The following is a 24692-nucleotide window of genomic DNA, read 5'->3' on the forward strand; positions in this document are numbered from 1 at the left end:
ATCAAGGGGTTGTCTTTCTCCTTCCCCCTCTGAGGGAGGGAGCGGGAGCGGTTACAGCGTGCAGGCTTCGCAGTCGCTGTCCTGCGTATCGGCGGCGGCGGGTGCCGATTCGGCGGCCGACACCGTATCGGCCACGGCGCGCATGCCGTTGGAAGTCTTCTGATTCATGTAGTACTTGGACTTCAGGCCCAGCTTGACGCGGTAGAGGTAGTCCTCGATCAGCTCGGACGAGGAGATCGACGCGTCGCCGATCACGCGGCGGTAGAAGTCGGCCGAGATGCCCTGGTCGGTCCACTTCTGCACGATGGCGTACATCTCGGTCATGTCGCGCGTCGGCACGTCCCAGGCCGATTCGTAGCGCCCGGCCAGCGTGTCGCCCTCGGGCGCGGCCCAGTAGTTGACGCGCTGGTTGTCGGTCTTGATCAGCGTCAGCTCGCGCACCGGGTACAGGCCGTTGGTCGTGCCCGAGGCGTTGGCGCTGGTCTCGGTCGGCATGTGGGCGACGAGCACCGAGTTGCGGATACCGCCGTTGGCGACGATCTCGCGGCGCAGCGCCTCCCAGTCGTAGCGCGGCGCGAACGGCGCGATCTTCTCGACGTGCGGGTTGCTGGTGTCGGTGGGCAGCCAGCCCTGGGGCCAGCGCGTCTTGTGCATCCAGGGCGCGTTGCCCAGCTCCTGGCCCAGCTTGAGGCTGGCGCGCAGCAGGTGGTAGTAGTGGCGCTCGGCCACTTCGTGGATGAACTGCTTGCCCTCGGTGGTGGTGTAGCGCTGGCCGTTTTTGGCCATCAGGTGCGCCAGGCCCAGGATGCCGACGCCCGCGTTCAGGCGCTGGCGGCTGGTCACGCCCACCTGGGGCAGCTCGTAGTGCGCGAGATGAATGCACTTGTCGATCATCAAGAGCGCGTAGTAGGCCACCTCGGCGTACTGCTCCTCGGACTCGACGTTGGAGACGACGATGCCTGCCAGGTTGCAGGTGGCGACCTCGGGAGCGCTCCTGCGCACGACGGACTCGATCGGCACGCCGTCGATCTCGTCGCCCGCCTGCAGGTCGTCGGGCCACTGCGGGCCGCGCTGCGTGGCCACCTGCGCCTTGCCCGGCAGCTCGCGGCGCGTGCCGTCGATCAGTTGCACTTCGACGAAGGAGATGTCGTCCTCGGCGTACAGCTCGGTGATGTGGTTGTAGGCGGCCGTCGGCAGGGCGATCTCGGCGCACAGGTTGGAGCTGTGGATGGTGTCCTTGAAGGGGGTGTGGCGGTTCATCTCCGAGATGTTGTGCTCGTAGACGCGGCCGGTCTCGTTCCACTCGTTGCTGGCGGTAATGAGCAGCTCGCGCGCGCTGACCCACTTCTTCTCGAAGCCCTCGTCGGCCTCGTAGCGGGCATAGATGCGTTCGAACTCGGCCTCGTCGCCGCTGTACAGCGCGCCGTAGAGGTCGGGCGCGGTGTGGCAGTTGAAGAGAAAGATATCCTCGTTACGCGCCACCTTGCGCGCGAAGAAACGGTTGCCGCCCCAGGAGTAGTCCATGCCGCGGATCTTCTTGTCCTCGGTGGACATGGGGTTCTTCAGTCGCAAGAGCGTATCCACCTCGGGATCGAAGATGGGGAAGTAGGTGGTGCAGGCGCCGCCGCGGCCGTTCTGCAGGTTGGATTTCACTTCCGCCACCAGCGCGCGGTAGTAGGGCAGCTTGCCCTGGTGGCGGATCACGCCGCCGCGCACCGGGTCGTTGACCGAGCGCGTCGCCATGTGCGCGCCAATGCCCGCGCTCATATAGGTCATGGTGTTGGCGATGTGGTTGCCCACGGCGATCGAGCGCGCGTTGTCGGCCACCGTGTACAGGCAGCAGCTGGCGTAGCCGCGCAGCGGCGTGCCCAGGTTGACGTGGTTGGGCGTCGGCGCGTTGATGCGATTCTTCGACAAATGCTCGTAGAAGCGCTGCACGTCGCGCATGCGCCGCTCGCGCGGCTGGTCCACCGCCAGCGCCATGGCCATGCGCATATAGATGAACTGCGGCGACTCGTAGTACACGCCGGCCACGCGGTCGGCAATCGCGTACTTGGTCAGGTGGGTGTGCAACTGGTAGTGCGCGTACTCGAAGTCGCGCTCATGGTCGATCCACTCCTGGATCACCGCGTACTCGGACGCGGAGTAGTCGAGCATCTCCATGAAGCCCAGCTGCTGCAGCTTGCGGTGCAGCTCCAGCACCGTGGGGCGGCTGTTGCGGTACAGGTCTTTGCGGATCAGCGTCGCATACAGGCGCCCGGCCATGCGGTTGTACGACCAGGTGTCAAAGTTCAGGCAGGTGCGGATCAGCTGCTGCTGCAGCTCGCGCGAGGTGGCGGTGGTCGAGAGCGTGGAAACCGCTTCGAGCACGGCCGAGGGCCAATCGACAGCGTCGCCCAGCGTCTGTGCGGCCCACTGGCCCCACTGGTTGAGTTTGTAGGGGGTGAACGGCTCGACATGGCCGTCGCGTTTGATGATGAGTTCGAGCACGCAGGCATCCCTCGGAGGCGCACCGCAGACAGGCTGGCGGCGCGCAGACCAATCACCTGCTCCCTCGCGCAGGACCGGTGGGGACGTGGGGGAAAGCGCGCGCACGGCCGAACCCCGTCGGCCCGGCCTGCGACGCACCTCCCCGCGGAAGACGCCACCCGCACCGCCGCGGCGGCGGCAGTGTGTCGGCAGGTCTTCGGACTCGTGGCACGGAGGCTGCGCGCTTGCGCCTTTCTCCACCTACTGGACCTCGCTTCCCGGATGCTGGCATCCAGTGCTGAGAATGTCCCGCATCACTCCCTGCGGTCTGTGACAGCGCAGCCTCGGGCGGTCTGCTGCGTTGCTTTTCTTGCCGATAGCTGCGGCTATCGGCAAGAAAAGCGCCTTGCATCCCATCCCGATCTGCACTGCCACCGACGCGCGAGGGTGACGCAGAACATTCTTGAGGCCGGTCGCATTCCACTTACCGCTGCGGGGCAGCTCCGGGTTCGCACCGGATTCCCTTTTCAATCCCTCCGCTGCACGCAGCGGCCGGATACCGACGGACGCAATATATAGCGTTTTTCCACCGAGAAAAACCATAGATATGGTTTTCCCCAAAAAACCACGGTGCGCACGCGGCACGGTTGGCCGGGTCTGCCCGGGCGCACGCAGGCAAGGGGCAGGCTTGCCGGTATACATTCGCGCTGCGGCCCTGGATGCCGCGTCCTTCCCCCTCGCTGCCCATGGAAAACATCGCCCTCCCCCTGCTGGCCGCCTTTGGCAAAAGCCTGCTGTTCGTGCTGGCCGGCATTCTGCCGATCATCAACCCGCTGGCATCGGCGCCGATCTTCGTGGACATGACGCGCGGCCTGAGCGACGAAAGCCGCGCCCATCTGTCGATGAACATCGGCAAGCATGTGTTCGTGCTGATCGTCGCCGCGATGTTGCTGGGATCGCATGTGCTGCATTTCTTCGGCGTATCACTGCCCGTGGTGCGCGTGGCCGGCGGGCTGATCGTGGCGTCGATTGCCTGGCGCATGCTCAACGCACAGCAGACCGTGAGCGACGACGCAACGCAAATGGCGCAGTCGCTGACCGAGGAAAAGGCGCGCATCAAGGCGTTTTACCCGCTCACCTTTCCGCTGACCTGCGGGCCAGGGACGATTGCAGTGGCGATTGCGCTGGGCGCCAGCCTGCGCACGCGCAGCAGCTGGACGCTGTCGATGGCCAATGTGGCCGGTGGCCTGGTGGCGGCGCTGCTGCTGGGGCTGCTGATTGCGGTGACGTTTCGCTACGCCAATCAGTTGCTTCACCGCCTGGGCGACGTGGGCCAGATCGTCTTTCTGCGCCTGATGGCCTTCATCCTGCTGGCCGTGGGCGTGGAGATCGTCTGGGACGGCGTGCAGGCGCTGCTGCTGTCGGTGCAAAGCGCAGGCGCGGGGGCCATCGACCTGCCGCCGGCGATCGATTGATTGATTCCATTTCTATTGATTCGGCCCTTTGAAGTAGCAATTTTTCGTCATTGCGGCGAAGGCCGCAATCCATGACTTCCTCTCAAAGGCACTGGATCCCGGCCTTCGCCGGGATGACGAGTTCAAACATCACAAGGCCGGAGCAATATATCAACCGATTACTTTGTCGGCTTCGCTTGTCGTGCTGCAGCACTGTCTGCGCTTCACCTTCGCGTACTCGATCGATATAGAAATGGAATCAGCCGCTCGCCAAAGCCCAGAGCGCACCGGCATTGCCGACCGCGAACAGCAGCAGCCCGATCAGCCCGCCGACGACGGTGCCGTTGATGCGGATGACCTGCAGGTCGCGCCCGATGTGCAGCTCCACCAGGCGCGACATCTCCTGCGCGTCCCAGCGCGCAATGGTGGCGCGGATGTGGTCGGCCACCGACTGCGCCACCTCAGGCGCGAAGCTGGCGGCCCACAGCTGCAGGCGCACGTTCAGGCGCACGCGCAGCGCCGCGTCCTGCGCCAGCGCCTGCCCCAGCCACTGGCCCATCTGCGTCACGCTCGCCGACAGGCGCGACCCCTCGTCGCGCAGGTCGGCGCGCAGGCGCCGGCGCAGCCCGCGCCACAGGCCGTGCACATAGTGCGCCAGGCGCTCGTCGCTTTGCAGAAAGTCGCGCATCGCATCGCCCCGGCGGCGCCAGTCGGGGTCGCTGTCCAGGCGCTCGATCAGGCGCGCCAGCGCCGCATCCAGCGCGCCGCGCAGCTCGTGCTGCGGGTCGTCGGCCAGGTTCTTCAGCAGTTGGTCGACCGCATGCGTGACCGCGTCCGCGCCCTTGTCGGTCAGCCACTCGGTGGGCAAAACCCGCTGCTTGAGCGGATGCTCGCGGCGCAGCCACTGCGCCAGCGTATCGGCCACCAGCGTGCGCGCGCCCTCGCTGCGCACGCGCTCGCCCAGCTGGGCCAGCAGCGCGTCCAGCAGCACCTGGTGGCGCCCCTCGCGCGTGAGCGCGGCCAGCGCCGCCGCCGAACTGCGCGACAGGTCGAGCTGCCCCACCAGCGAGCGCAGCGCCCGCACCAGCAGTTGCTCGACGGGCTGGTCTTCGACGGCGTCCAGCAGCATGCGCACCAGGCGCGCGGCCTGGCGCCCGAGCAGGTCGGCGTTGTCGGGCGCGGTCAGCCACTGCGCCAGCAGATCGGCCGGGTCGTGGCGGCGGATCATCGTGACCAGCGACGGTGCATCGAGGAATTTGTCGCGCACGAAGGCCGATAGATTGGCGCCGATGCGCGCCTGGTTGCGCGCAATGATGTCGGTGTGGCGTGCCAGCAGCGGCAGCGGAATGCGCCGAAACAGCGCGGAGACCGCGAACCAGTCGGCCAGCGCGCCGACCATCGCCGCCTCGGCGACGGCGCGCACGCAATCCACGGCCAGGCCGCGGGGCAGGAAATGGGTCAGGACGAAGACGGCCACCACCGCCAGCAGCAGCCCCGTGGCCTGGTGCTTGGCACGCCGAAGCAGCCGGGCGTGCTCGTCGGGTGCAGCCGATTGCTGCGATTCATGATCCGCGGAAAAGGCTTGCATGCCCGTGAGCATAGCCGCGGCGCGGGCAGGCCGCACCCCTCTTCGGCGGCCTGACGCTATGTCGACGTGCCTGGCGCGCTCCCGCGGCTGTTCAGGCTATCGTGCTGGTCGAGCTCGCGCAGGCGCCGGAGGTTCTCCTGCATGGCTTCGCGCTGCGCGCGCGTGAGCGGCGCAGGCAAGGGGCCGCGGCGCGCGGCATCCCGGTGGTCGCCCGCCCCGTCGGAGCCGGGCACTGGCCCCCCCGGATCGGTGGTGTATCTGGGCATGATTTCTTCCCTTCTTACGTTGCGCCGCTGGCTGCTGGGCCAGACCATGCCCGACTACAGCAAGCTGGCCACCCTGGCGACCTGGCTGAACCTGTCGGTGGCCGACCTGTACGACCCGCAGGGAAGCCCCCATCGGGTACAGGAAAAGCAACCCCAGTGACATGCCGGCCTGGGCTACCAGGATCGGGAGCTGTTCGACCTCTATCTGCGCCTGCCGGTGCCCAAGCGGCGGCTGGTGCGTGACGTGATCCTGGCCATCGCCCGCGCCCACGCCCACGCCGCCGAGGAGGCCGAGCGCAACGCCCACTCCTGACGGCGCGGCGTTTCATTCCATGCGGTCGAGCGCCGCGCGCAAATGGCCGACGGTGCGCTCCACGTCGTGCCACTTGTCCAGCCCGAACAGGCCGATGCGGAAGGTCTTGAAATCCGGCCCCTCGTCGCACTGCAGCGGCACGCCCGAGGCGGCCTGCAGGCCGACGTCGAGAAACTTCTTGCCGCTCTGGATGCCCGGGTCGGTGGTGTAGCTGACGACCACGCCCGGCGCCTTCCAGCCCTCGGCGGCGACGCTGGGAAAGCCCCGGCCCTCCAGCAGCGCGCGCACCTGCGTACCCAGCGCGAACTGCTCGGCGCGCACCCGCTCGAAGCCGTAGGCGCGCGTCTCCAGCATCACGTCGCGCAGGCGCACCAGCGCGTCGGTCGGCATGGTCGTGTGGTAGGCGTGCTGGCCCTTCTCGTAGCCCTCGGCAATGGTGAGCCACTTCTTCAGGTCGCACGAAAAGCTGGAGCTTTGCGTCGACTCGATCGCCTCGCGCGCACGCGCCGACAGCATCACCATGGCGCAGCACGGCGAGCTGCTCCAGCCCTTTTGCGGCGCGCTGATCAGCACGTCCACGCCGGTCTTCTCCATGTCCACCCACACCGCGCCCGAGGCGACGCAGTCGAGCACCATCAGCGCGCCGACTTCGTGTGCCGCGTCGGCGATGGTGCGGACGTAGTCGTCGCTCAGCATGATGCCGCTGGCCGTCTCGACGTGCGGGGCAAACACCACGGCGGGCTTTTCGGCGCGGATCGCCGCGGCCACCTCGCCCGCCGGGCACGGCGCCCAGGGTGCCTGCGCGCCCTCGCCCTGGCGGCGCGCCTTGCAGACCACGGCGCCGCCGCCCAGCCCCTTGTCGGCGTCGAAGATCTGGCTCCAGCGGTAGCTGAACCAGCCATTGCGCACGATCAGCACCTTCTTCTGGTTGGCGAACTGGCGCGCCACCGCTTCCATGCCGAAGGTGCCGCTGCCGGGCACCAGCACCGCGCTGTGCGCGTGGTAGACCTCTTTGAGCACGCCCAGGATGTCCTGCATCACGCCGACGAAGCGCCTGGACATGTGGTTGAGCGAGCGGTCGGTGTAGACGACCGAAAATTCGAGCAGGCCATCGGGGTCGACGTCGGGTAGCAGTGCGGCCATGTTTTTCTCCTTGTGCGGGGGTGGTGGGTGCGTCTGGCGCAATGTTTTTCAGCTTATCACCACCACCGCCCCACTGCCCTCACGCGCGGGCGGGTTTTGCCAGCTACCAGGTGTCGACAAAGCGCGCTCCGCCCTCGCGCACCCGGCTGCCGGCCAGCGCGCGCACGATCCAGGCGCGCGTCTCGGCCGGATCGATCACCGCGTCGATCTCCAGCGTGCTGGCCATGTGCAGCGCCTCGCCGTGCGCGTACTGCTGCGCCAGTAGTTTCTGGAACAGCGCGTCGCGCTCGGCGCCCTCGGCCGCGGCGGCCAGCTCCTTGCGAAAGCCCAGGCGCACCGCGCCTTCGAGCCCCATGGCGCCGAATTCGCCCGTCGGCCAGGCGATGGTGGCCAGCGGCGCATGCAGGCTGCCGGCGGCCATGCCCATCGCGCCCAGGCCGTAGCCCTTTCTCAGCACGACACCGACCATGGGCACGCGCAACTTGGCGGCGGCGACGAACAGGCGGCTGACGTGGCGCACCTGCGCGGTCTTCTCGACCTCCGGACCGACCATGAAGCCGGGTGTGTCGATCAGGCTGACCAGCGGCAGGCCGTGGGCGTTGCACAGCTGCAGAAAGCGCGCCGCCTTGTCGGCCGCCGGCGCGTCGATGGCGCCGCCCAGGTGCAGCGGGTTGTTGGCGATCAGGCCGACCGGGCGGCCCTCGATGCGCGCCAGCGCCGTGTGGATGCCTGCGCCAAAGCCGCTGCGCAGCATGAGCAGGCTGCCCTCGTCGGCCAGACCCTGCATGGCCGCGCGGCTGTCGTAGGCGCGCAGGCGGTTTTCCGGCACCACGGCGCGAAGCGCGCGCGCGTCGGGCGCGCTCCAATCGGCCACGCGGCCCTGGAAGAACGACAGGTAGTGGCGCGCCGCGGCTACGGCCTGGGCTTCGTCGTCGACCAGCAGGTCGATCACGCCGCAGGCAGTGAGCACCGGCGCGGGGCCGATGTCCTCGGGGCGAAACACCCCCAGGCCTCCGCCCTCGATCATCGCCGGCCCACCCATGCCGATATTGGCGCTGCGCGTGGCGATGATCACGTCGCTGCAGCCCAGCAGCGCAGCATTGCCGGCAAAGCAGCGCCCGTGCACCACGCCAACCACCGGCACCTGGCCCGACAGCTGGGCGTAGCGCGCAAACGTGGTGATGTGCAAGCCGGCGACGACGGCGGCGTCGGTGTCGCCCGGACGCCCACCGCCGCCTTCGGCAAACAGCACCACCGGCAGCTGCTCGCGCCCGGCGATGTCGAGCATGCGGTCGGTCTTGGCGTGGTTGCGCATGCCTTGCGTGCCGGCCAGCACCGTGGCGTCATACGCCATCACGACGGTGCGCGCGGCCTCGGCGCCGAACAGCGCGCCGTTGACGCCGCCGATGCCGGTGACCATGCCGTCGGCCGGCGTGTGGGCGATCAGGTCTTGCATGCTGCGCCGGCGCGTCTGCGCGGCCACGGCCAGCGCGCCGTATTCGATGAAGCTGCCGGCGTCGCACAGGTCGGCGACGTTCTCGCGCGCACTGCGCCCGCCCTGGGCGTGGCGCTTGGCGATGACCTCGGGGCGGGCGGCATCGAGCGTGAAGGCGTGGCGGTCGATCACGCGCTGCAGGTCGGCGCGCGGCGCGTCCAGGTCGATGGCGGCCTGCGCCTCATCGGCCTGCAGCTGCGTGTCCTCGACCGCGTCGAGCAGCACCAGCGTCTGGCCCGGCTCCAGCATCGCGCCCGGCGCGGCCAGCCAGGCGCGCACGCGGCCGGCGTGCGGCGCGGTCAGCACATGCTCCATCTTCATTGCTTCAAGCACTGCCAGCTCGGCGCCGGCGGCAACCAGCGCGCCCTCGGCCACGCCGCGCTGCACCAGGCGCGCGGCCATCGGGGCGCAGACCGCGCCCTCAGGGGCGGATGCTTCGGTTTTTGGATCTTTTTGGTCTGCAACGCTTGCCTGGAAAGCGCTGGCAGCCATTGTTTCAGCAGCATCGAGCAGTTGCGGCAGCACCGACTCCAGCCAGCGCGTGTGCACCTGCTGGTCGGCCATCTGCGGGTGCGCGGCCAGCGCGGCGAGCAATGGCGCATTGGTTGCCAGACCCTCGATGCGCAGCTCGGCCAGCGCGCGGCGCGAGCGGCGCAGCGCGGCGCCGAAGCCCCCCGGCGCGTGGACGATGAGCTTGGCCAGCAGCGTGTCGTAGTGCGGCGACGGCGTGCCGCCGGCGACGCCGTGCGTATCGACGCGCACGCCGGGGCCGCTGGGCAGGTCGAAACGCGTCAGCGGCCCGCTGCTCGGAATCGCCCGCCCCTGTGCGTCCAGCGTCTCGGCGTTGATGCGCCACTGGATGGCGCAGCCGCGCACCGGCGGCGGCGCGGCCGGATCCAGCCCCACATCGTTCAACGTCTCGCCCGCGGCCAGGCGCAGCTGGGCCTGCACCAGATCGACACCGGTGACCTCCTCGGTGATGGTGTGCTCGACCTGCAGGCGCGCATTGGCCTCGATGAACACATAGGGCAGGTCGCTACTGGCCAGATCGACCAGGAACTCGAAGGTGCCCAGGCCGCGGTAGCCGACGGCGCGCGCCAGGGCCAGCGCGTCCTGCTGCAGCCGCTCGCGCAGCGCCGGCGGCAGCGACGGGCTGGGCGCGATCTCGACCAGCTTCTGGAAGCGCCGCTGCAGCGTGCACTCGCGCTCGCCCAGAGCGATCTGCGCCTGGCCATCGCCCAGCACCTGCACCTCGACGTGGCGCGCGCCCTGCATCAGCCGCTCGACATAGACGTCGGCCACGCCGAACGCCGCCTGCGCCTCGCGCCGGCAGGTCTGCCAGGCGGAGGCGATCTGGTCTTCGGCGGTCACCGCGCGCATGCCGCGCCCGCCGCCGCCGCCCACCGCCTTGATGACGATGCCCACGGCCGTGCCGCCCGCCTGCTGCGCACGCCAGAAGGCCTGCGCCTGCTCCAGCGTCACCGCGTGCTGCGTGCCGGGCATCAGCGGCACGCCCTGCTGCTCGGCCAGCGCGCGCGCCTGCGCCTTGTCGCCAAACAGCGCCAGCTGCGCCGGCGTCGGGCCGACGAAGGCCAGGCCCGCGTCGAGGCAGGCCTGGGCGAAGTCGGCGCGCTCGGCCAGGAAGCCGTAGCCGGGGTGGATGGCGTCGCAGCCCTGCGCCTGGGCGATGGCGATCAGCCGCGTGCCATCGAGGTAGGCGGCCGGGCCGCTGTCGCCCAGCGCCACCGCCGTGGTAGCGGCCTGCACATGGGGCGCGTGGGCGTCGTCGTCGGCAAAGACGGCGCAGCTGGGCACGCCCAGGTCCTGCAGGGCGCGGACGATGCGCAGGGCGATTTCGCCGCGATTGGCGACAAGGACTTTTTTAAACATGGTGGTCTCGCGGCTCATCGCCCTGCGCACGCTGCGCGTGCCGTGCAATTTGCTTCGCCCTGCCTGCGGCAGGACCCTCTCGGTTGGCAATGAGGACTTTGTTGAACATGCAGCCTTCCAGGCGTTATTTAGAGCGTGTTTACGATCTTTCCGCAGCTCGCTGCCCACCCAGAGACAGGAATTCCCTTACTCCGTCATTGCGGCGAAAGCCGCAATCCAGCGACGACGCCTCCTTCACGGCGAGGGCTGGATACCGGCCCCGGATCAGAGTCCGGGGTGACGTTCTTTCGCCGGTATGACGGGGAAGAATGATCAAACAGAGATCGTAAACACGCTCTTACAGCGAAATACGCTTCAAACCCAGGCACTGCCTGCGCTGACAGCTATGGTTTCAAGAGTCTTTGAGCAGGCGCCGCAGCACCTTGCCCGCGCCGGTCACCGGCAGCGCGTCGATGAAGCGCACCTGGCGCGGCGCCTTGTAGGTCGCCATGTTCTCGCGCGCCCAGGCGATCAGCGCGGCCTCGTCCAGCGCCTGGCCCGGGCGGCGCACGATGAAGGCCTTGACCACCTCGCCCTTGTCGGCGTCGGGCTCGGCGATGACGGCGGCCTGGGCCACGGCCGGGTGCCGGATCAGGATGGTCTCGACCTCCTCGGGGAACACGCTGTAGCCCGAGACCTTGATCATTTCCTTGAAGCGGCCGGAAAACGTCAGGTAGCCCTCGGCGTCCACCTTGCCCATGTCGCCGGTGTGCACCCAGCCGCCCTGCAGCGTGGCGGCCGTGGCCTCGGGCCTGTTCCAGTAGCCCTGGAAGTTGCCTGGCGAGCGCACAGTGATCTCGCCCATCTCGCCCACCGGCAGCTCGGCGCCGGTGGCCGGGTCGATGATGCGGATGCTCACGCCCGGCAGCGGCTTGCCCTGCGTGCCCCAGCGGATGGCGTCATGTGGCATGCCGGTGTCCATGGTGTGCGTCTCCGACAGGCCGTAGGCGGCCTCGTAGCTCACGCACGGCCCCTGGGTGAAGGCCTGCCATTGCTGCGCCAGCGGCTCGGTCAGCGTGATGCCGAAGCTGGTCACCGGGTTGCGTTGCAGGCTGGTGAGGTCGAAGCGCCCGGGCTCGGGCACCTGCATGCAGGCGGCGTTCATCGGCGCGATCGAGTACCAGTGCGTGACGCGGTAGCGGTCGATGGCCTGCAGCACCGCGACCGGGTCGAAGCGAAACAGCAGCACCTGCGTGGCGCCGGCGTAGACCGGCACGTTCACGCCCATCAGCATGCCGGCTATGTGGTAGAGCGGCGCGACCGACAACGCAACGCTGTCCGCCTGCACCCCGGCCGAGGCGGTGGTGGCCTCGGTCTTGAACAGCGCGTTGCCGTAACTCAGCATCGCGCCCTTGGGCAGGCCGGTGGTGCCGCTGGTGTAGGTCATCAGCGCCACGTCGTCCAGCGCCAGCGCCACCGGCGCGGGCCGGGCGCCGGACAGCGCCACGGCCTCGAAATCCTCGCCATCCATCGGCTGCGCGCGCGCGGCGCCCCGTGCGGCCTGCAGCTCGGCGGGCAGCTGCAGCGCGGGCTCCCGGGGCAGCCAGTCGGCGTAGTGCACCGCAAACACGTGGGCCAGCGTGCTGCCCTCCCCGCGCACCTGGGCCACCACCGGCAGCAGGTCGCTGGCGGCAACGATGACGCGCGCCTTCAGGTCGCCCACTTGGTAGCCCAGCTCGTGCGCCTTGTTCAGCGGGCCGCTGGGGCAGACGATGGCGCCGGCCTTCTGGATGCCGTAGTGCGCCACCAGGTACTGCGGGCAGTTGTTCAGGAACAGCACCACCGGATCGCCCGGCGCCACGCCCAGCGCCTGCAGGCGCGCGGCGAAGGCGTCGCTCATCGCGTCCAGCTCGAACCAGGTGAAGCTGCGGCCGTACCAGACCAAGGCGGCGGCGTCGGGGCGGGTGCGCGCATGGCGGCGCAGATGTTCGTGCAAGGGCAGCGGGGATGTCATCAAGGCGTCTCCTGTGGAAGATTTTCCCCAGCTTAAGCCTGGAGGCGGGATAATTCTACCCATGGGTATAACCAAGGTGACAGAAGCACAGCAAGCCGCCCGCGGACGCGGACGCGGGCGCCAGCGCGCCGAACTGGCGGGCAGCGCCTCCAGCGACGCCAAGCGCGAGGCCATCCTAGAAGCGGCGACAGCGCTGTTCGCCACCCAGGGCTATGACCGCACGACGATGGAGCAGATCGCGCAGCAACTGGGCGTGACCAAGCCCTACGTCTACTACTACTTTCGCAACAAGCAAGAAATCTTCGAGATGCTGTCCTGGCGCCCGGCCGTCGCATGTTTCACGGCGATGGATTTTGAAGACGGCGACCGGCGCAGTGCGCGCGAGAAGGTGCACGCGGGCCTGCGCCAGCTGATCCACGCCACCATCGCCCACTACCCGGCGGCGTTCTTTCCCTACCGCGAGCCGCAGGTCTACCGGCCGCAGTTCGTTGCCGCGCAAAAGCAGTTGGCCAATCACTTCTACGAGCGCCTGTGCACACTGCTGGAGCAGGGACGCGGCGAGGGCTGGTTTCGGGGCGGCGAGGCACGCATCGCGGCGCAGGCCGCGTGCAGCATTCCCGGGTTTCTCTACCAGTGGTACCGCCCCGACGGGCGCCTGTCACCCGAGGCGATGGAGGCCGAGCTGACGGCGCTGGCCTGCCGCATGCTGGGACTTGCCGATGCGGCCCCGCAGCCGCCCGCGCCCGGTCACGCAGCCGGGTAGCTGCGCGCCCCGAAGATGCCCGATCCCACGCGCACCAGCGTGCTGCCCGCGGCCACTGCCGCCTCCAGGTCGGCCGTCATGCCAAGCGACACCGTATCCCAGCGCTGCAGCCCGGGCAGGCCACTGGCGGCCACCGCGTCGAAGACCGCGCGCACGCGCCGGTGCAGCGCCACCTGCGCGTCAAAGCCCTCGACCGGGTCGGGAATGCTCATCACCCCGCGCAACTGCAGCCGCGGCAGGCCGGCGATGGCCTGCACCAGCGCCAGCGCGTCGCCGGGCGCCACGCCCGACTTGGTGGCGCCGCCGTCCACGTTGACCTGGATGCACAGCTGCAGCGGCGCCAGGCCGTCCGGGCGCTGGTCCGACAGGCGCTGCGCCGTCTTGAGCCGGTCCATCGTGTGCACCCAGTCAAAGTGCGCGGCCACCAGCCGCGTCTTGTTGCTCTGGATCGGGCCGATGCAGTGCCACTGCAGCTGCGCGGCCAGCGCGGGCGCCAGCGCGCGCAGCTGCGCCATCTTGTCGGCCGCCTCCTGGATGTAGTTCTCGCCAAACGCCCGCTGGCCGGCCTGCGCGGCCTGCAGCACCGCGTCGGCGCCAAAGGTCTTGGAGACGGCCAGCAGCGCGACGCTGTCCGCACTGCGCCCGGCCTGTGCGCAGGCGGCGGCAATGCGGGCGTTGACTTGCTGGAGCTGGCTGGCAATCGTGGTCATAATCTTTACCAAATGTAGAACCCCGGCCCACTGGCGCGCCCAGGGCCGGTTCGGGTTTGAAAAATCACTTCAAGGGACTGCTTCGTGGACATCACCCAGCTGCTGGCGTTCAGCGTCAAGAACAAGGCCTCCGACCTGCACCTGTCGTCGGGCCTGCCGCCGATGATCCGCGTCCACGGTGACGTGCGCCGCATCAACGTGCCGGCGCTCGACCACAAGACGGTGCATGCCATGGTGTACGACATCATGAGCGACGCGCAGCGCAAGGCCTATGAAGAGTACCTGGAGGTCGACTTCTCGTTCGAGATCGACGGGCTGGCGCGCTTTCGCGTCAACGCCTTCAACCAGAACCGGGGCGCGGCAGCGGTGTTCCGCACGATTCCGAGCAAGATTTTGACGCTGGAGCAGCTCAACGCGCCCAAGATTTTTGCCGATCTGGCGCTGAAACCCCGCGGACTGGTGCTGGTCACCGGCCCCACCGGCTCGGGCAAATCGACCACGCTCGCCGGCATGGTCAACCACTTGAATGAGAGCGAGTACGGCCACATCCTGACCATCGAAGACCCGATCGAGTTCGTGCACGAGTCCAAGAAATGCCTGATCAACCAGCGCGAGGTCGGGCCGATGACGCTGTCGTTCTCTGCCGCGCTGCGCTCGGCGCTGCGCGAAGACCCGGACGCCATCCTGGTGGGCGAGCTGCGCGACCTGGAGACCATCCGCCTGGCGATGACCGCCGCCGAAACCGGCCACCTGGTGTTCGGCACGCTGCACACCAGCAGCGCCGCCAAGACGATTGACCGCATCATCGACGTCTTCCCGGCCGAGGAAAAGGAGATGGTGCGCGCCATGCTGTCGGAGTCGCTGCAGGCCGTCATCTCGCAGACGCTGTGCAAACTCAAGGACGGCAGCGGGCGCGTGGCGGCGCACGAAATCATGCTGGGCACCAGCGCCATTCGCAACCTGATCCGCGAAGCCAAGGTGGCGCAGATGTACTCCACCATCCAGACCAGCAACAACGTGGGCATGCAGACGCTGGACCAGAACCTCACCAACCTGGTGCGCAGCAACGTGATCAGCGCGGCCGAGGCGCGCAGCAAGGCCAAGATCCCGGAGAATTTCCCAGGATGACGCCTTCGATGGAGCCGCGATGAAAGGCATTCTCGGCCTGCTCAGGCCCGCCGCGCGCAGCGCAGCGCCCAGCGCGCAGGACACCACCTTCTTCACCACGGCCTTCGCCGGCCAGGGCGTGGACGCTGCCCGGCTCGTGCCCTGGGAGGCGCGCGCCGTGGAGGTGGGCGCCTCGAAGCTGTCGCGCCGCCAGGGCGGGCGGCGCCTGGCGCAGCTGTGGGCGCAGGACGCGACCATGGCGGTGCTGGGCAGCGAGGCAATCGAGCGACTGGCGCGGTTTTGCCTGTTTGCCCATGTGCCCGCCGGGCGCGAGGTGATCCGCCAGGACGAATACGGCAACTTCATGGCCGTCGTGCTCGACGGCACGCTGGCGATCGAACGCCAGCACGCCGGCGGCGAGCAGCAGCGCCTGGCGCTGACGCAGCCCGGCGACATCCTGGGCGAAATGTCGCTGATCGACAGCGGCATCCGCTTCTCGGCCTGCACTACGCTGAGCGACTGCGAGATCGCGGTGCTCAGCGCCGAGGCCATGGACGACATGATGGACCGCGACCCGATGCTGGCCGCCAGCGTCGTGACGCTGCTGGCGCGCAAGCTCTCGCAGCGCCTGCGCGTCATCGGGGCGCGGCTGAGCGAGCAGCGACAATGAGCTCGATACGTGCGTGCGCCAGCGCATCAACCCGGGAGGACTGACAATGGAACGCGACCAGGCCAGCAAATTCATCAACGACCTGCTCAAGCTGATGGTCAGCCGCGGCGGCAGCGACCTGTTCATCACCGCCGAATTCCCGCCGGCGATCAAGGTCGACGGCAAGATCACCAAGGTCTCGCCCCAGCCGCTCACCCCCGGGCACACGCTGACGCTGGCGCGCTCGATCATGAGCGACCGCCAGATCGCCGAGTTCGAGCGCACCAAGGAATGCAACTTCGCCATCTCGCCCGCAGGCATCGGGCGCTTTCGCGTCAACGCCTTCATCCAGATGGGGCGCGTCGGCATGGTGCTGCGCACCATTCCGCTGACGCTGCCGACCATCGACGGCCTGGGCATGCCGCCGATCCTGAAGGAGCTGGCCATGACCAAGCGCGGCCTGTGCGTGCTGGTGGGCGCCACCGGCTCGGGCAAGTCGACCACGCTGGCCGCCATGGTCGACTGGCGCAACGAGAACTCGTTCGGCCACATCATCACTGTCGAGGATCCGATCGAGTTCGTACACGCGCACAAGAACTGCGTGATCACGCAGCGCGAGGTCGGGCTCGATACCGACAGCTGGGAGGCGGCGCTCAAGAACACGCTGCGCCAGGCGCCCGACGTAATCCTGATGGGCGAGATCCGCGACCGCGAGACCATGGAGCACGCCGTGGCCTTTGCCGAGACCGGCCACCTGTGCCTGGCCACGCTGCACGCCAACAGCGCCAACCAGGCACTCGACCGGGTCATCAACTTCTTCCCCGAGGAGCGGCGTGCGCAGCTCCTGATGGACTTGTCGCTGAACCTGCGCGCCATGGTCTCGCAGCGCCTGCTGCCGCGCCAGGACGGCAAGGGCCGCACCGCCGCGGTCGAGGTGATGATCAACTCCCCGCTGATCGCCGACCTGGTCTTCAAGGGCGAGGTCGCCGAGATCAAGGAGGTCATGAAGAAAAGCCGGGAGCTGGGCATGCAGACCTTCGACCAGGCGCTGTTCGACCTGTACGAGGCCCACCAGATCACCTACGAGGACGCGCTGCGCAACGCCGACTCGGTCAACGACCTGCGCCTGCAGATCAAGCTGGGCAGCCAGCGCAGCCGCTCCAGCGACCTGGCCGCCGGCACCGAGGATTTCGCCATCGTTTGAACCTTTTTGCACTGGATACCACCATGACCACCAGCATCACCCCCCGCAGCTACGAGAGCGCCCCCGCACGCAAGATCGCCTTTCTCGGCCTGGGCGTGATGGGCTACCCGATGGCCGGCCACCTGGCCGCCGCCGGCCACCAGGTCAGCGTCTACAACCGCACTGCCGCCAAGGCCGGCGCCTGGTGCGCCGAGTTCGGCGGGCGCAGCGGTGCCACGCCGCGCGAAGCGGTCCAGGACGCCGACATCGTCTTTTGCTGCGTGGGCAACGACGATGACCTGCGCAGCGTGGTGCTGGGCGAGCACGGCGCGCTGGCCGGCATGGCCGCCGGCGCGCTGTTCGTCGACCACACGACCGCGTCGGCCCAGGTTGCGCGCGAGCTGGCCGCCGTGGCCGCGCAGCAGGGCGTGGGCTTCGTCGACGCGCCGGTCTCGGGCGGCCAGTCAGGCGCGCAGAACGGTCAGCTCACCGTGATGTGCGGCGGCGAGAGCACGCACTTCGAGGCAATGCGTCCCGTGGCTATGGCCTTCGCGCGCGCCTGCACGCTGATCGGCGCCAGCGGCAGCGGCCAGCTGGCCAAGATGGTCAACCAGGTCTGCATCGCCGGCCTGGTGCAAGGTCTGTCGGAGGCGGTGGCGTTCGGCCAGCAGGCGGGACTGGACATGCCGCTGGTGCTCGACGTCATCGGCAAGGGCGCGGCGCAAAGCTGGCAGATGGACAACCGCGGCAAGACCATGGCCGAGGGGCGCTTCGACTTCGGCTTTGCCGTGGACTGGATGCGCAAGGATCTGGGCCTGGTGCTGCAAGAGGCGCAGCGCAACGGCGCGCTGCTGCCCGTCACCGCGCTGGTCGACCAGTTCTACGCCGAGGTGCAGCGCATGGGCGGCGGGCGCTGGGACACCTCCAGCCTGATCGCGCGGCTGGCGCAGCGCGAGCAAGGCTGAAGACGCACCTGCATCAATTGTCCTTGTTAGGCTGCTGCCCCGCACGGGGCACTTCGCTCTCGGAGATGGTCTCGAACATGCGCACCACCTTGCGCACCCCGCTCACACCGCGGGCAATGTCGCTGGCGCGCTGCGCCTCGCGTTGGGTCACGCGCCCCATCAGGTAGACCACACCGCGCTCGGTCGTGACCTTGAACGCGGTGGCGCTCAGATCCTGGGCATCGACCAGGCTGGCGCGCACCTTGCCGGTGATGTAGGTGTCGTTCGAGCGCGCCCCCAGCGACGACGCCGGCATCACCGCCAGCTCGTTGATCAGGCCGCGCACGTTCTCCACCGTCGCCGCCGCCTGCTGCGCGCGGTCGATGTCGGCCAGCGCCGGCACCTCGCCGGTCAGCAGCACCTGGCGGTTGTAGCTGGTCACGTTGACATGGGCCTTGTCGCCCAGCGCCTCGCGAATGCGGCTGGCCGCGCGCAGTTGGATGTTCTCGTCGTCCAGTTGCGCGCCGGCTGTGCGCCGGTCCACCGCCACCAGGGTGCCGACGACGGCGCCGCCGCCGACGACCAGCGGCGCGCACGCGCTAAGCGCCAGCATCAGACTGGCGCCGGCCAGCACCGCGCAGGTGGCGCGCAAGGGTTGCAATCTCATTGAAAATTCTCCTGTTCACCAAGCAATTGCAGATCCACGCCATCGCACAGGCAGTGCACGACGATGGTGTGGATCTCATGCACGCGCGCCGCACGCTCGTGCGCCACGCAGATCGGCACGTCGGTCTCGCGCAGCTGCGCCAGCAAGGCATCGCTGCCCGCGCCCAACAGCGCCACCACGGTCATTTCGCGCTCGTGCGCCGCCTGCACCGCGTCGCACAACGCCTCGTTTGCGGGCTGCGCGCTGACCACCAGCAGCACGTCGCCGGGCTGGCCCAGCGCATGGATCTGGCGCGCGCAGATGGCGTGCGAGCCCAGCGCCAGCGCGGCCAGCGCCGGGCGCTCGCGCTCGAAGCTCGTCACGCACAGCAGCGCAAAGCGCTCGGCCAGCGCATGCGACTGGGGCGACGCGCAGACCAGCACCTTGGCACCACTGGTAATGCCCGCCACCAGCGCCTGGACGGCCGATTCGATGGCGGGGCCAAGCACCTGTGCCGACTGGTAGGCGAGGTCTGCACTGTCGACGAAGTGCTGCTGGATGCGCGGTTCAAGCATGGGCGCCGATCATAGTCGCGCCGCGCGCGGGGCTTGTTGCAAAACGCAGTCGGCGCACCTGCACATCACATCTGTTCATCACGCTGGATCAGACGCGCCGCCCTGCGCCTTCTTCCACTGAAGGGCCTGCTCGTACAGCACATTGCGCGGCTGGCCGGTCAGCTCCGCCGCCAGCTTCACCGCGGTTTTCAAAGGCAGTTCCTGCAGCAGCAGCTGCAGTGTGTCGGCTGCGGCATGCGCGCGTTCGTCGCCATCCGCCGGCGCCGCGTCGGGATGCAGCACCACGACGAACTCGCCGCGCGTACGCCGCGCATCGGCTCGCAGCCAGTCGTGCAACGCGTCGCAACGCAGCGTGGCAACCTCCTCGAACTGCTTGGTCAGCTCACGCGCCAGCGTGACCTGGCGCCCGCCCCAGGCCTGCAGCTGCTGCGCCAGATCCAGGATGCGGTGCGGCGCCTCCAGCAGCACCAGGCAGCCGCGCTGGCGCGCCAGCTGCTGCAGCGCGTCGCGCCGCGCTGCAGCTCGCGTGGGCAGAAAACCGACGAATTCGAAGCCGCCGTGCTGCGCATCATGCGCCACGCAGCCAGCCACGCTGACGGCAGTGGTCACGCTGCTGGCACCGGGCAGCGGAATGCAGCGCAGCCCCGCCGCGCGCACCGCTGCCACCAGGCGCGCGCCCGGGTCACTCACGCCGGGCGTTCCCGCGTCGCTCACATAGACCACGCGCTGGCCGTCCTGCAGCGCGGCAAGTACCTTGTGTGCGGCCTCGGCCTCGTTGTGCTGGTGCACGGCCAGCCAGGCGCCGCCCGGCTTGTCGATGCCATAGGCGCGCAGCAGCGCCTGGCTGTGGCGCGTGTCCTCGCAGGCAATCGCGTCGGCCAGCTGCAGCACGTGCAGGGCGCGCAGCGTGATGTCGGCCAGATTGCCGATCGGCGTGGCCACGACGTACAGCGCCCCCTGGGGGTAATCCTGCATGGCCGCCGCATCGCGGGCGGCGCCCAATGCCTGCTGAAAAGAGGTGATCAATGGGGTTCCTTTTCCTGGGCAAAAAGACAGCGCCGCCACCGCAGGCCGCCACCGGGACCAGCACCCGCGTGCGCGGGCAAAGCGCCGAAGACCTGGCCCTGCAGCACCTGCGCGGCGCCGGTCTGCAGCTGCTGGAGCGCAATTATCGAACCCCGGGCCGCGGCGGCGGAGAAATCGACCTGATCATGCGCGCACCCGACGCCACGCTGGTCTTCGTCGAGGTGCGCAGCCGCGCTCGCCCGGGCTTTGGCGGCGCGGCCGCCAGCATCGGCGCGGCCAAGCGCCGGCGCATTCTGCTGGCCGCGCGCCACTACCTGATGCGCTGGGGCAGCGCGCCGCCGGCCTGCCGCTTCGACGCGGTGGTCATCGACGGCGGGCAGCTGCAGTGGATCGTGGCAGCCTTTGGCGAGGATTAGGGCCTGTTAACGCTATTTTTGGCGGTGCGAACATACTCAGAACGGCGTCAATCGAGACGTGCGACGCAGCCCAGACCGGGTGTCTGGGCAAGGAGCGCAACGAAGAGTGGCGCCGTTCTGAGTATGTTCCCTTCGGGTTGCGATCAAAAGGGCCATCGCCGGCGTTGCCAGCCTTGCCAAGGGTGGCACCTTGGCTGCGGCTGGCGCCTTGGCGAGTGGCCCTTTTGATCACAACGCATCCGTCAAAAATAGCGTTAACAGGCCCTAGGGCGATGCGCAAACAAGCCCCTCGTGCGCAAGGCCGGCCCCTGTGGGAGCGGCGCCCTCCCCGCAATCGGCTCCGGCGCAACATCCATCGGCCCGAGGCGGGCCTCCGCGCTTTTACAGCCCGGCCAGCGCGCTGCGCAACTGCGACGCACTCAGGATCTCGCTCATCACCTGCGGCGCGCGCCCAGGCGCCAGAAGCACGTAGACCGGCACGCCGCTTCTGCCCAGCGCGGTGATCGCGGCGGTAATCGCGGGGTCGCGCCGCGTCCAGTCGGCGCGCAAGAGCGCGACGTTCTTGGCAGCCAGATCGGCCAGCACCTCGGCGTCGGCCAGCGTGGTCTTCTTGTTGTACTGGCAGGTCACGCACCAGGCGGCGGTGTAGTCGACGAACACCGGCCGGCCCTGGGCCAGCAGCGCCTCGGTGCGCTCGGCGCTCCAGGGCTGCCAGCCGGTGGTTTGGTCTGTCGGCAAGGTGGCCGCCAGCGCGGGCGGCTCGGCCGGGTGGATCAGCGGCGCCCATGACCAGGTCAACCACGCGCCGGCGGCCAGCGCCAGCGGCGCCACGGCCGCGCGCCAGCGGCCCTTGAGCGTCAGCGCCCAAACCAGCAGCGCCAGCAGCACCAGCAGCGCCAGCAGCGCGGCCGCGCCGTCGATGCCGCTTTGCTGGCCCAGCACCCAGGTCAGCCAGACCACGGTGGCCAGCATCGGGAAGGCCAGCAGGCGGCGCAGCGCCTCCATCCACGCACCCGGGCGCGGCAGCCAGCGCGCCACCGCCGGCAGCCAGCTGGCCAGCAGATAGGGCAGTGCCAGGCCCAGGCCCAGTGCGGCAAAAATGCCCAGCGCCTGCGCGGCGGGCAGCGTGGCGGTCAGCCCCAGCGACGCGCCCATGAAGGGCGCGGTGCAGGGCGAGGCGACGGCCACGGCCAGCACGCCGGTGAGAAACGCATCGGTCACCGGGTGGCGCGCCTGCAGGCCGGCCAGGCGCGAGGGCAGCATGGCTGTGAACTCGAACACGCCCAGCAGGTTGAGCGCGATCAGCGTGAACAGCGCCGCCAGCAGCGCCACCACCGTGGGCGACTGCAGCTGAAAGCCCCAGCCCACGGCGTCGCCGGCCGCGCGCAGCGCCAGCATCAGCGCGCCCAGCGCGACGAAGGACAGCAGCACGCCGGCGGTGTAGGCCAGGCCCGAGATGCGGTGGGCGCGCCGGTTGTCGGCGTGGCGTGCAAAGCCGGCCACCTTGATGGCCAGCACCGGAAACACGCAGGGCATCAGGTTCAGGATGACGCCGCCCAGCAGGGCCGCGCCCAGCGCAGCCAGCCAGGTGGCCAGCGGCGCCGCGTCCACGCTGCCCGCCGCGGACGCACTGGTGGAGCCCAGCTGTGCATTGGCCTTGAGCGCTGCGGCCAGCGCGGGCGACACCTCGGCCAGCGGCCGCGTCGCCGGCCAGCTGCCCTGCACCGCCAGCGCGGTGCGCCAGCCGCGCCCGTCCTGGGCCAGCACCACGGGCAGGGTCTCGGGGCTGGCGCTGCGCTCGGGCGACAGCGCCCAGCGCGCGGTCCACAGGGCTCCGTCCCAGCGCTGCTCCGGCGCAGCCGCGTTGTGCACCACGCCCTCGGTTTCTGGAAAGACGTCCAGCGCCCGGCCCTGCAGCACCTGCGGCAGGCCGGCCACGCGCAGCACCAGCGCGCCGTCTTCGACGCTGGCGTAGCTGTCCGCGCCCGCCGCAAGCGGCTGCGGATGGGCCTTGGCGGCGGCGGCAAAATCCTGGGAATGCCCCCCCGTGGAGCCTTCCAGCGGCACGCTCAGCGTGAAGCTGCCTTCCTCGGGAATGCACTCCTGGCGGCACACCAGCCACGATGCGTGCAACTCAAACGTCGCCTCGTGCTGCAGCGGGCCGGGCGTGAACGCCTGCGATACGGTGACCGGCACCGGCAGCAGCACGCGGCCCTCGTAGCCGTAGTTGGCCAGCGTGCCGATGGGAATCTTGCGCGGCACGGGCCAGGCGATCTCGCCGGCGTCCATGCCCTCGGGCAACTGCCAGGTCAGCTGCGTGGGCAGGCCCGAATCGCCCGGATTGCGCCAATAGGTGTGCCAGTCGGGCGCGTGGGTCAGCAGCAGGCCCAGCGTCAGCGGGCGGCCCGCGCCGATGCCCTCGGGCGCGTGGGCGACCAGCTCGGCCTGCACGCGTGGCGTGCTGACGGTGCTGGCTCCGCCGGCGCTGCTCTTGAGCAGGAATTGCGCCGCAGCGGGCGCGGGCGCGGCAGCCAGCAGCACCAGGGCTGCGGCAGCGGCGAGGGAGGGCAGGGCCTTCAGGCGTTGGAACAGGTGGGGCAACATGGCAACGGGGTGGGACTGCGGCGGGCGCGTTTGGTTCCTGGCGCCGATCGTAACCACGCCTTTGCCCCTGTCCGGTGCTTGGCGCTTGGCGCCGCTCAGTGTTTGACCAGCTGCCCCTTGCGCAGGTCGGGCAAAAAGATGGTCAGCATGCCCAGCAGCGGCAGCCAGGCGCACAGCGCATAGACGAAGACGATGCCCCGCGCGTCGGCAAGCGCCCCCAGCACCGCGGCGCCAATGCCGCCCATGCCGAAGGCAAAACCGAAGAACAGGCCCGACACGGTGCCCACCTTGCCGGGCATCAGCTCCTGCGCAAACACCAGAATGGCCGAGAAGGCCGACGCCAGAATCAGCCCGATGATGCAGCTGAGCACCCCCGTCCACCACAGCCCGACGTGCGGCAGTGCCAGCGTGAACGGCGCCACGCCCAGGATGGAGAACCAGATCACGCGTTTTCTACCGATGCGGTCGCCAATCGGCCCGCCGGCCAGCGTGCCCGCGGCGACGGCGAACAGAAAGGCGAACAGGTGCAGTTGCGCGGCCTGCACCGACAGGCCAAAGCGCGTCATCAGATAGAAGGTGTAGTAGCTGGTGATGCTGGTCAGGTAGAAATATTTGCTGAAGATCAGCACCAGCAGCACGCCAATGGCCAGCGCCACGGTGCGCGGCGGCACCGGGCTGACAGCCGCGGCGGCCGCCGCCTTGGGCTTGGCGCGCGCGCCGGCGGCCAGGTGGTTGAGCCGGTACCAGCCGCCCACCTGCCACAGCACGAAAATGGCTGCCAGCGCCGCCAGCGCAAACCAGGCCACGGCGCGCTGGCCCTGCGGCGCGACGATGATGGCCGCCAGCAGCGGCCCCACGGCGCTGCCGCCGTTGCCGCCCACCTGGAAGATGGACTGCGCCAGCCCGTGGCGCCCGCCCGAGGCCAGGCGCGCGATGCGCGAGGACTCGGGGTGGAAGATGGACGAGCCCGTGCCCACCAGCGCCGCGGCCACCAGCACCACGCCAAAGCTGGGCGCCACGCTCAGCAGCAGCAGGCCGCACAGCGTGCTGGCCATGCCCAGCACCAGCGAGTAAGGCCGGGGATGGCGGTCGGTGTACAGGCCCACCAGCGGCTGCAGCAGCGACGCGGTGACCTGGTAGGTCAGCGTGATCAGGCCGATCTGGCCGAAGCTCAGGTCGAACGTGCCCTTAAGCAGCGGGTAGATCGCCAGGATCAACGACTGGATCATGTCGTTGAGAAAGTGCGCAAAGCTGATCGCGCCAAGCACGCGGTAGCGCGTCGTGCCCGGCGCAGCGGGCGTGATGGGAGCGGTGGCGGAGGTCATGGGAGGCGATGGTGGCGAACCCGGATGGCGGGCGGGCAATGGGCGCCGCAGGGCGCGGCGCCGGTGGGCGCAAACCGCCAATGGTAGGCGTTTGCCGACAACCGTGCCCGTGCAATGCGATACGGCAGACCAC

General features: G+C 69.2%; 19 protein-coding genes and 1 riboswitch. Of the genes, 8 read left to right on the plus strand and 11 right to left on the minus strand.

What is annotated here, in order from left to right:
* Positions 1 to 51: 51 nt before the first annotated feature.
* Entirely contained in the window at positions 52 to 2490 is a 2439-nt protein-coding gene (locus ABD767_RS10260) for a ribonucleoside-diphosphate reductase subunit alpha (RefSeq protein ID WP_344869594.1), read from the minus strand.
* A gap of 309 nt (positions 2491 to 2799) precedes the next feature.
* Positions 2800 to 3048: riboswitch (cobalamin riboswitch) on the minus strand.
* A 167-nt stretch (positions 3049 to 3215) separates the two neighbouring features.
* Between ABD767_RS10260 and ABD767_RS10265 the strand changes: the two genes are divergently transcribed.
* Positions 3216 to 3944, plus strand: coding sequence for a MarC family protein (locus tag ABD767_RS10265; protein ID WP_344869595.1), 729 nt, complete (start codon positions 3216 to 3218; stop codon positions 3942 to 3944).
* A 238-nt stretch (positions 3945 to 4182) separates the two neighbouring features.
* Here ABD767_RS10265 and ABD767_RS10270 read toward each other — a convergent pair whose 3' ends face one another.
* Complete coding sequence (locus ABD767_RS10270; RefSeq protein ID WP_344869596.1) at positions 4183 to 5511, minus strand: DUF445 domain-containing protein; 1329 nt, start codon at positions 5509 to 5511, stop codon at positions 4183 to 4185.
* 264 nt (positions 5512 to 5775) lie between these two features.
* On the opposite strand from ABD767_RS10270, the gene ABD767_RS10275 reads away from it, so the two are divergent.
* Complete coding sequence (locus ABD767_RS10275; protein WP_344869597.1) at positions 5776 to 5937, plus strand: hypothetical protein; 162 nt, start codon at positions 5776 to 5778, stop codon at positions 5935 to 5937.
* Between the two features lie 165 nt (positions 5938 to 6102).
* Here the strand turns inward: ABD767_RS10275 and ABD767_RS10280 are convergent, their stop codons facing one another.
* The 3 genes from ABD767_RS10280 to ABD767_RS10290 all read right to left on the minus strand — a co-directional run bounded on the left by ABD767_RS10280 (position 6103) and on the right by ABD767_RS10290 (position 12611).
* Positions 6103 to 7233, minus strand: a complete 1131-nt coding sequence (locus ABD767_RS10280; protein WP_103046539.1) for an aminotransferase class V-fold PLP-dependent enzyme — start codon at positions 7231 to 7233, stop codon at positions 6103 to 6105.
* Positions 7234 to 7336: 103 nt separating this feature from the next.
* Entirely contained in the window at positions 7337 to 10618 is a 3282-nt protein-coding gene (locus tag ABD767_RS10285) for an acetyl-CoA carboxylase family protein (protein ID WP_344869598.1), read from the minus strand.
* A gap of 391 nt (positions 10619 to 11009) precedes the next feature.
* Positions 11010 to 12611: an AMP-binding protein gene (locus ABD767_RS10290; RefSeq protein ID WP_103046300.1), complete on the minus strand. Its 1602-nt coding sequence runs from the start codon at positions 12609 to 12611 to the stop codon at positions 11010 to 11012.
* Positions 12612 to 12672: 61 nt separating this feature from the next.
* Here ABD767_RS10290 and ABD767_RS10295 point away from each other — a divergent pair, with 61 nt between their 5' ends.
* Positions 12673 to 13374: a TetR family transcriptional regulator gene (locus ABD767_RS10295; protein WP_103046301.1), complete on the plus strand. Its 702-nt coding sequence runs from the start codon at positions 12673 to 12675 to the stop codon at positions 13372 to 13374.
* Here the strand turns inward: ABD767_RS10295 and ABD767_RS10300 are convergent.
* Positions 13359 to 14084, minus strand: a complete 726-nt coding sequence (locus ABD767_RS10300) for a YggS family pyridoxal phosphate-dependent enzyme (RefSeq protein WP_344869599.1) — start codon at positions 14082 to 14084, stop codon at positions 13359 to 13361. The two genes, ABD767_RS10295 and ABD767_RS10300, sit on opposite strands and share 16 nt — an antisense overlap.
* 84 nt (positions 14085 to 14168) lie before the next feature.
* On the opposite strand from ABD767_RS10300, the gene ABD767_RS10305 reads away from it, so the two are divergent.
* From ABD767_RS10305 to ABD767_RS10320, 4 genes are read left to right on the plus strand one after another with little or no spacing between them, the layout of a single operon-like run.
* Positions 14169 to 15212, plus strand: coding sequence for a PilT/PilU family type 4a pilus ATPase (locus ABD767_RS10305; RefSeq protein ID WP_103046303.1), 1044 nt, complete (start codon positions 14169 to 14171; stop codon positions 15210 to 15212).
* 19 nt (positions 15213 to 15231) lie between these two features.
* Positions 15232 to 15861 (plus strand): cyclic nucleotide-binding domain-containing protein, encoded by a 630-nt coding sequence (locus tag ABD767_RS10310; protein WP_103046304.1) that lies wholly within the window; start codon positions 15232 to 15234, stop codon positions 15859 to 15861.
* A gap of 46 nt (positions 15862 to 15907) precedes the next feature.
* Positions 15908 to 17044, plus strand: a complete 1137-nt coding sequence (locus ABD767_RS10315; RefSeq protein ID WP_103046305.1) for a PilT/PilU family type 4a pilus ATPase — start codon at positions 15908 to 15910, stop codon at positions 17042 to 17044.
* A gap of 23 nt (positions 17045 to 17067) precedes the next feature.
* Positions 17068 to 17988 carry an NAD(P)-dependent oxidoreductase gene (locus tag ABD767_RS10320; protein WP_344869600.1) on the plus strand — a complete coding sequence of 307 codons (921 nt, stop codon included), beginning with the start codon at positions 17068 to 17070 and terminating at the stop codon, positions 17986 to 17988.
* 13 nt (positions 17989 to 18001) lie between these two features.
* Here the strand turns inward: ABD767_RS10320 and ABD767_RS10325 are convergent, their stop codons facing one another.
* The 3 genes from ABD767_RS10325 to rsmI form a co-directional block, all read right to left on the minus strand.
* A complete protein-coding gene (locus tag ABD767_RS10325) occupies positions 18002 to 18634 on the minus strand; it encodes a BON domain-containing protein (protein ID WP_344869601.1) in 633 nt (210 codons plus the stop codon).
* On the minus strand, positions 18631 to 19188 hold the full coding sequence (locus ABD767_RS10330) for an SIS domain-containing protein (protein ID WP_344869602.1): 558 nt from the start codon (positions 19186 to 19188) through the stop codon (positions 18631 to 18633). The genes ABD767_RS10325 and ABD767_RS10330 overlap by 4 nt, the downstream gene beginning before the upstream one ends.
* Before the next feature lie 78 nt (positions 19189 to 19266).
* The gene (gene rsmI / locus ABD767_RS10335) at positions 19267 to 20214 is read right to left on the minus strand and encodes a 16S rRNA (cytidine(1402)-2'-O)-methyltransferase (protein WP_344869603.1); all 948 of its coding nucleotides are present in this window, start codon (positions 20212 to 20214) and stop codon (positions 19267 to 19269) included.
* Here rsmI and ABD767_RS10340 point away from each other — a divergent pair.
* A complete protein-coding gene (locus ABD767_RS10340; RefSeq protein ID WP_344869604.1) occupies positions 20214 to 20630 on the plus strand; it encodes a YraN family protein in 417 nt (138 codons plus the stop codon). The genes rsmI and ABD767_RS10340 overlap by 1 nt on opposite strands.
* A 381-nt stretch (positions 20631 to 21011) precedes the next feature.
* Here the strand turns inward: ABD767_RS10340 and ABD767_RS10345 are convergent, their stop codons facing one another.
* On the minus strand, positions 21012 to 23234 hold the full coding sequence (locus ABD767_RS10345; protein ID WP_344869605.1) for a protein-disulfide reductase DsbD family protein: 2223 nt from the start codon (positions 23232 to 23234) through the stop codon (positions 21012 to 21014).
* A gap of 95 nt (positions 23235 to 23329) precedes the next feature.
* The gene (locus ABD767_RS10350; RefSeq protein WP_103045625.1) at positions 23330 to 24559 is read right to left on the minus strand and encodes an MFS transporter; all 1230 of its coding nucleotides are present in this window, start codon (positions 24557 to 24559) and stop codon (positions 23330 to 23332) included.
* Positions 24560 to 24692: the final 133 nt, after the last annotated feature.

Origin of the sequence: Comamonas faecalis (assembly GCF_039538025.1) — a bacterium.
Lineage (GTDB): Bacteria > Pseudomonadota > Gammaproteobacteria > Burkholderiales > Burkholderiaceae_C > Comamonas_C > Comamonas_C faecalis.

Excerpts from the sequence above, each read along its gene's own strand:
- ABD767_RS10350 (WP_103045625.1), bottom strand. The coding sequence starts at position 24,559 with ATGACCTCCGCCACCGCTCCCATCACGCCCGCTGCGCCGGGCACGACG.
- ABD767_RS10320 (WP_344869600.1), top strand. The coding sequence starts at position 17,068 with ATGACCACCAGCATCACCCCCCGCAGCTACGAGAGCGCCCCCGCACGC.
- ABD767_RS10270 (WP_344869596.1), bottom strand. The coding sequence starts at position 5,511 with ATGCAAGCCTTTTCCGCGGATCATGAATCGCAGCAATCGGCTGCACCC.
- ABD767_RS10265 (WP_344869595.1), top strand. The coding sequence starts at position 3,216 with ATGGAAAACATCGCCCTCCCCCTGCTGGCCGCCTTTGGCAAAAGCCTG.
- ABD767_RS10275 (WP_344869597.1), top strand. The coding sequence starts at position 5,776 with ATGATTTCTTCCCTTCTTACGTTGCGCCGCTGGCTGCTGGGCCAGACC.
- ABD767_RS10325 (WP_344869601.1), bottom strand. The coding sequence starts at position 18,634 with ATGAGATTGCAACCCTTGCGCGCCACCTGCGCGGTGCTGGCCGGCGCC.
- ABD767_RS10300 (WP_344869599.1), bottom strand. The coding sequence starts at position 14,084 with ATGACCACGATTGCCAGCCAGCTCCAGCAAGTCAACGCCCGCATTGCC.
- ABD767_RS10290 (WP_103046300.1), bottom strand. The coding sequence starts at position 12,611 with ATGACATCCCCGCTGCCCTTGCACGAACATCTGCGCCGCCATGCGCGC.
- ABD767_RS10345 (WP_344869605.1), bottom strand. The coding sequence starts at position 23,234 with ATGTTGCCCCACCTGTTCCAACGCCTGAAGGCCCTGCCCTCCCTCGCC.
- ABD767_RS10295 (WP_103046301.1), top strand. The coding sequence starts at position 12,673 with ATGGGTATAACCAAGGTGACAGAAGCACAGCAAGCCGCCCGCGGACGC.
- ABD767_RS10315 (WP_103046305.1), top strand. The coding sequence starts at position 15,908 with ATGGAACGCGACCAGGCCAGCAAATTCATCAACGACCTGCTCAAGCTG.
- ABD767_RS10330 (WP_344869602.1), bottom strand. The coding sequence starts at position 19,188 with ATGCTTGAACCGCGCATCCAGCAGCACTTCGTCGACAGTGCAGACCTC.
- ABD767_RS10280 (WP_103046539.1), bottom strand. The coding sequence starts at position 7,233 with ATGGCCGCACTGCTACCCGACGTCGACCCCGATGGCCTGCTCGAATTT.
- ABD767_RS10340 (WP_344869604.1), top strand. The coding sequence starts at position 20,214 with ATGGGGTTCCTTTTCCTGGGCAAAAAGACAGCGCCGCCACCGCAGGCC.
- ABD767_RS10285 (WP_344869598.1), bottom strand. The coding sequence starts at position 10,618 with ATGTTTAAAAAAGTCCTTGTCGCCAATCGCGGCGAAATCGCCCTGCGC.
- ABD767_RS10310 (WP_103046304.1), top strand. The coding sequence starts at position 15,232 with ATGAAAGGCATTCTCGGCCTGCTCAGGCCCGCCGCGCGCAGCGCAGCG.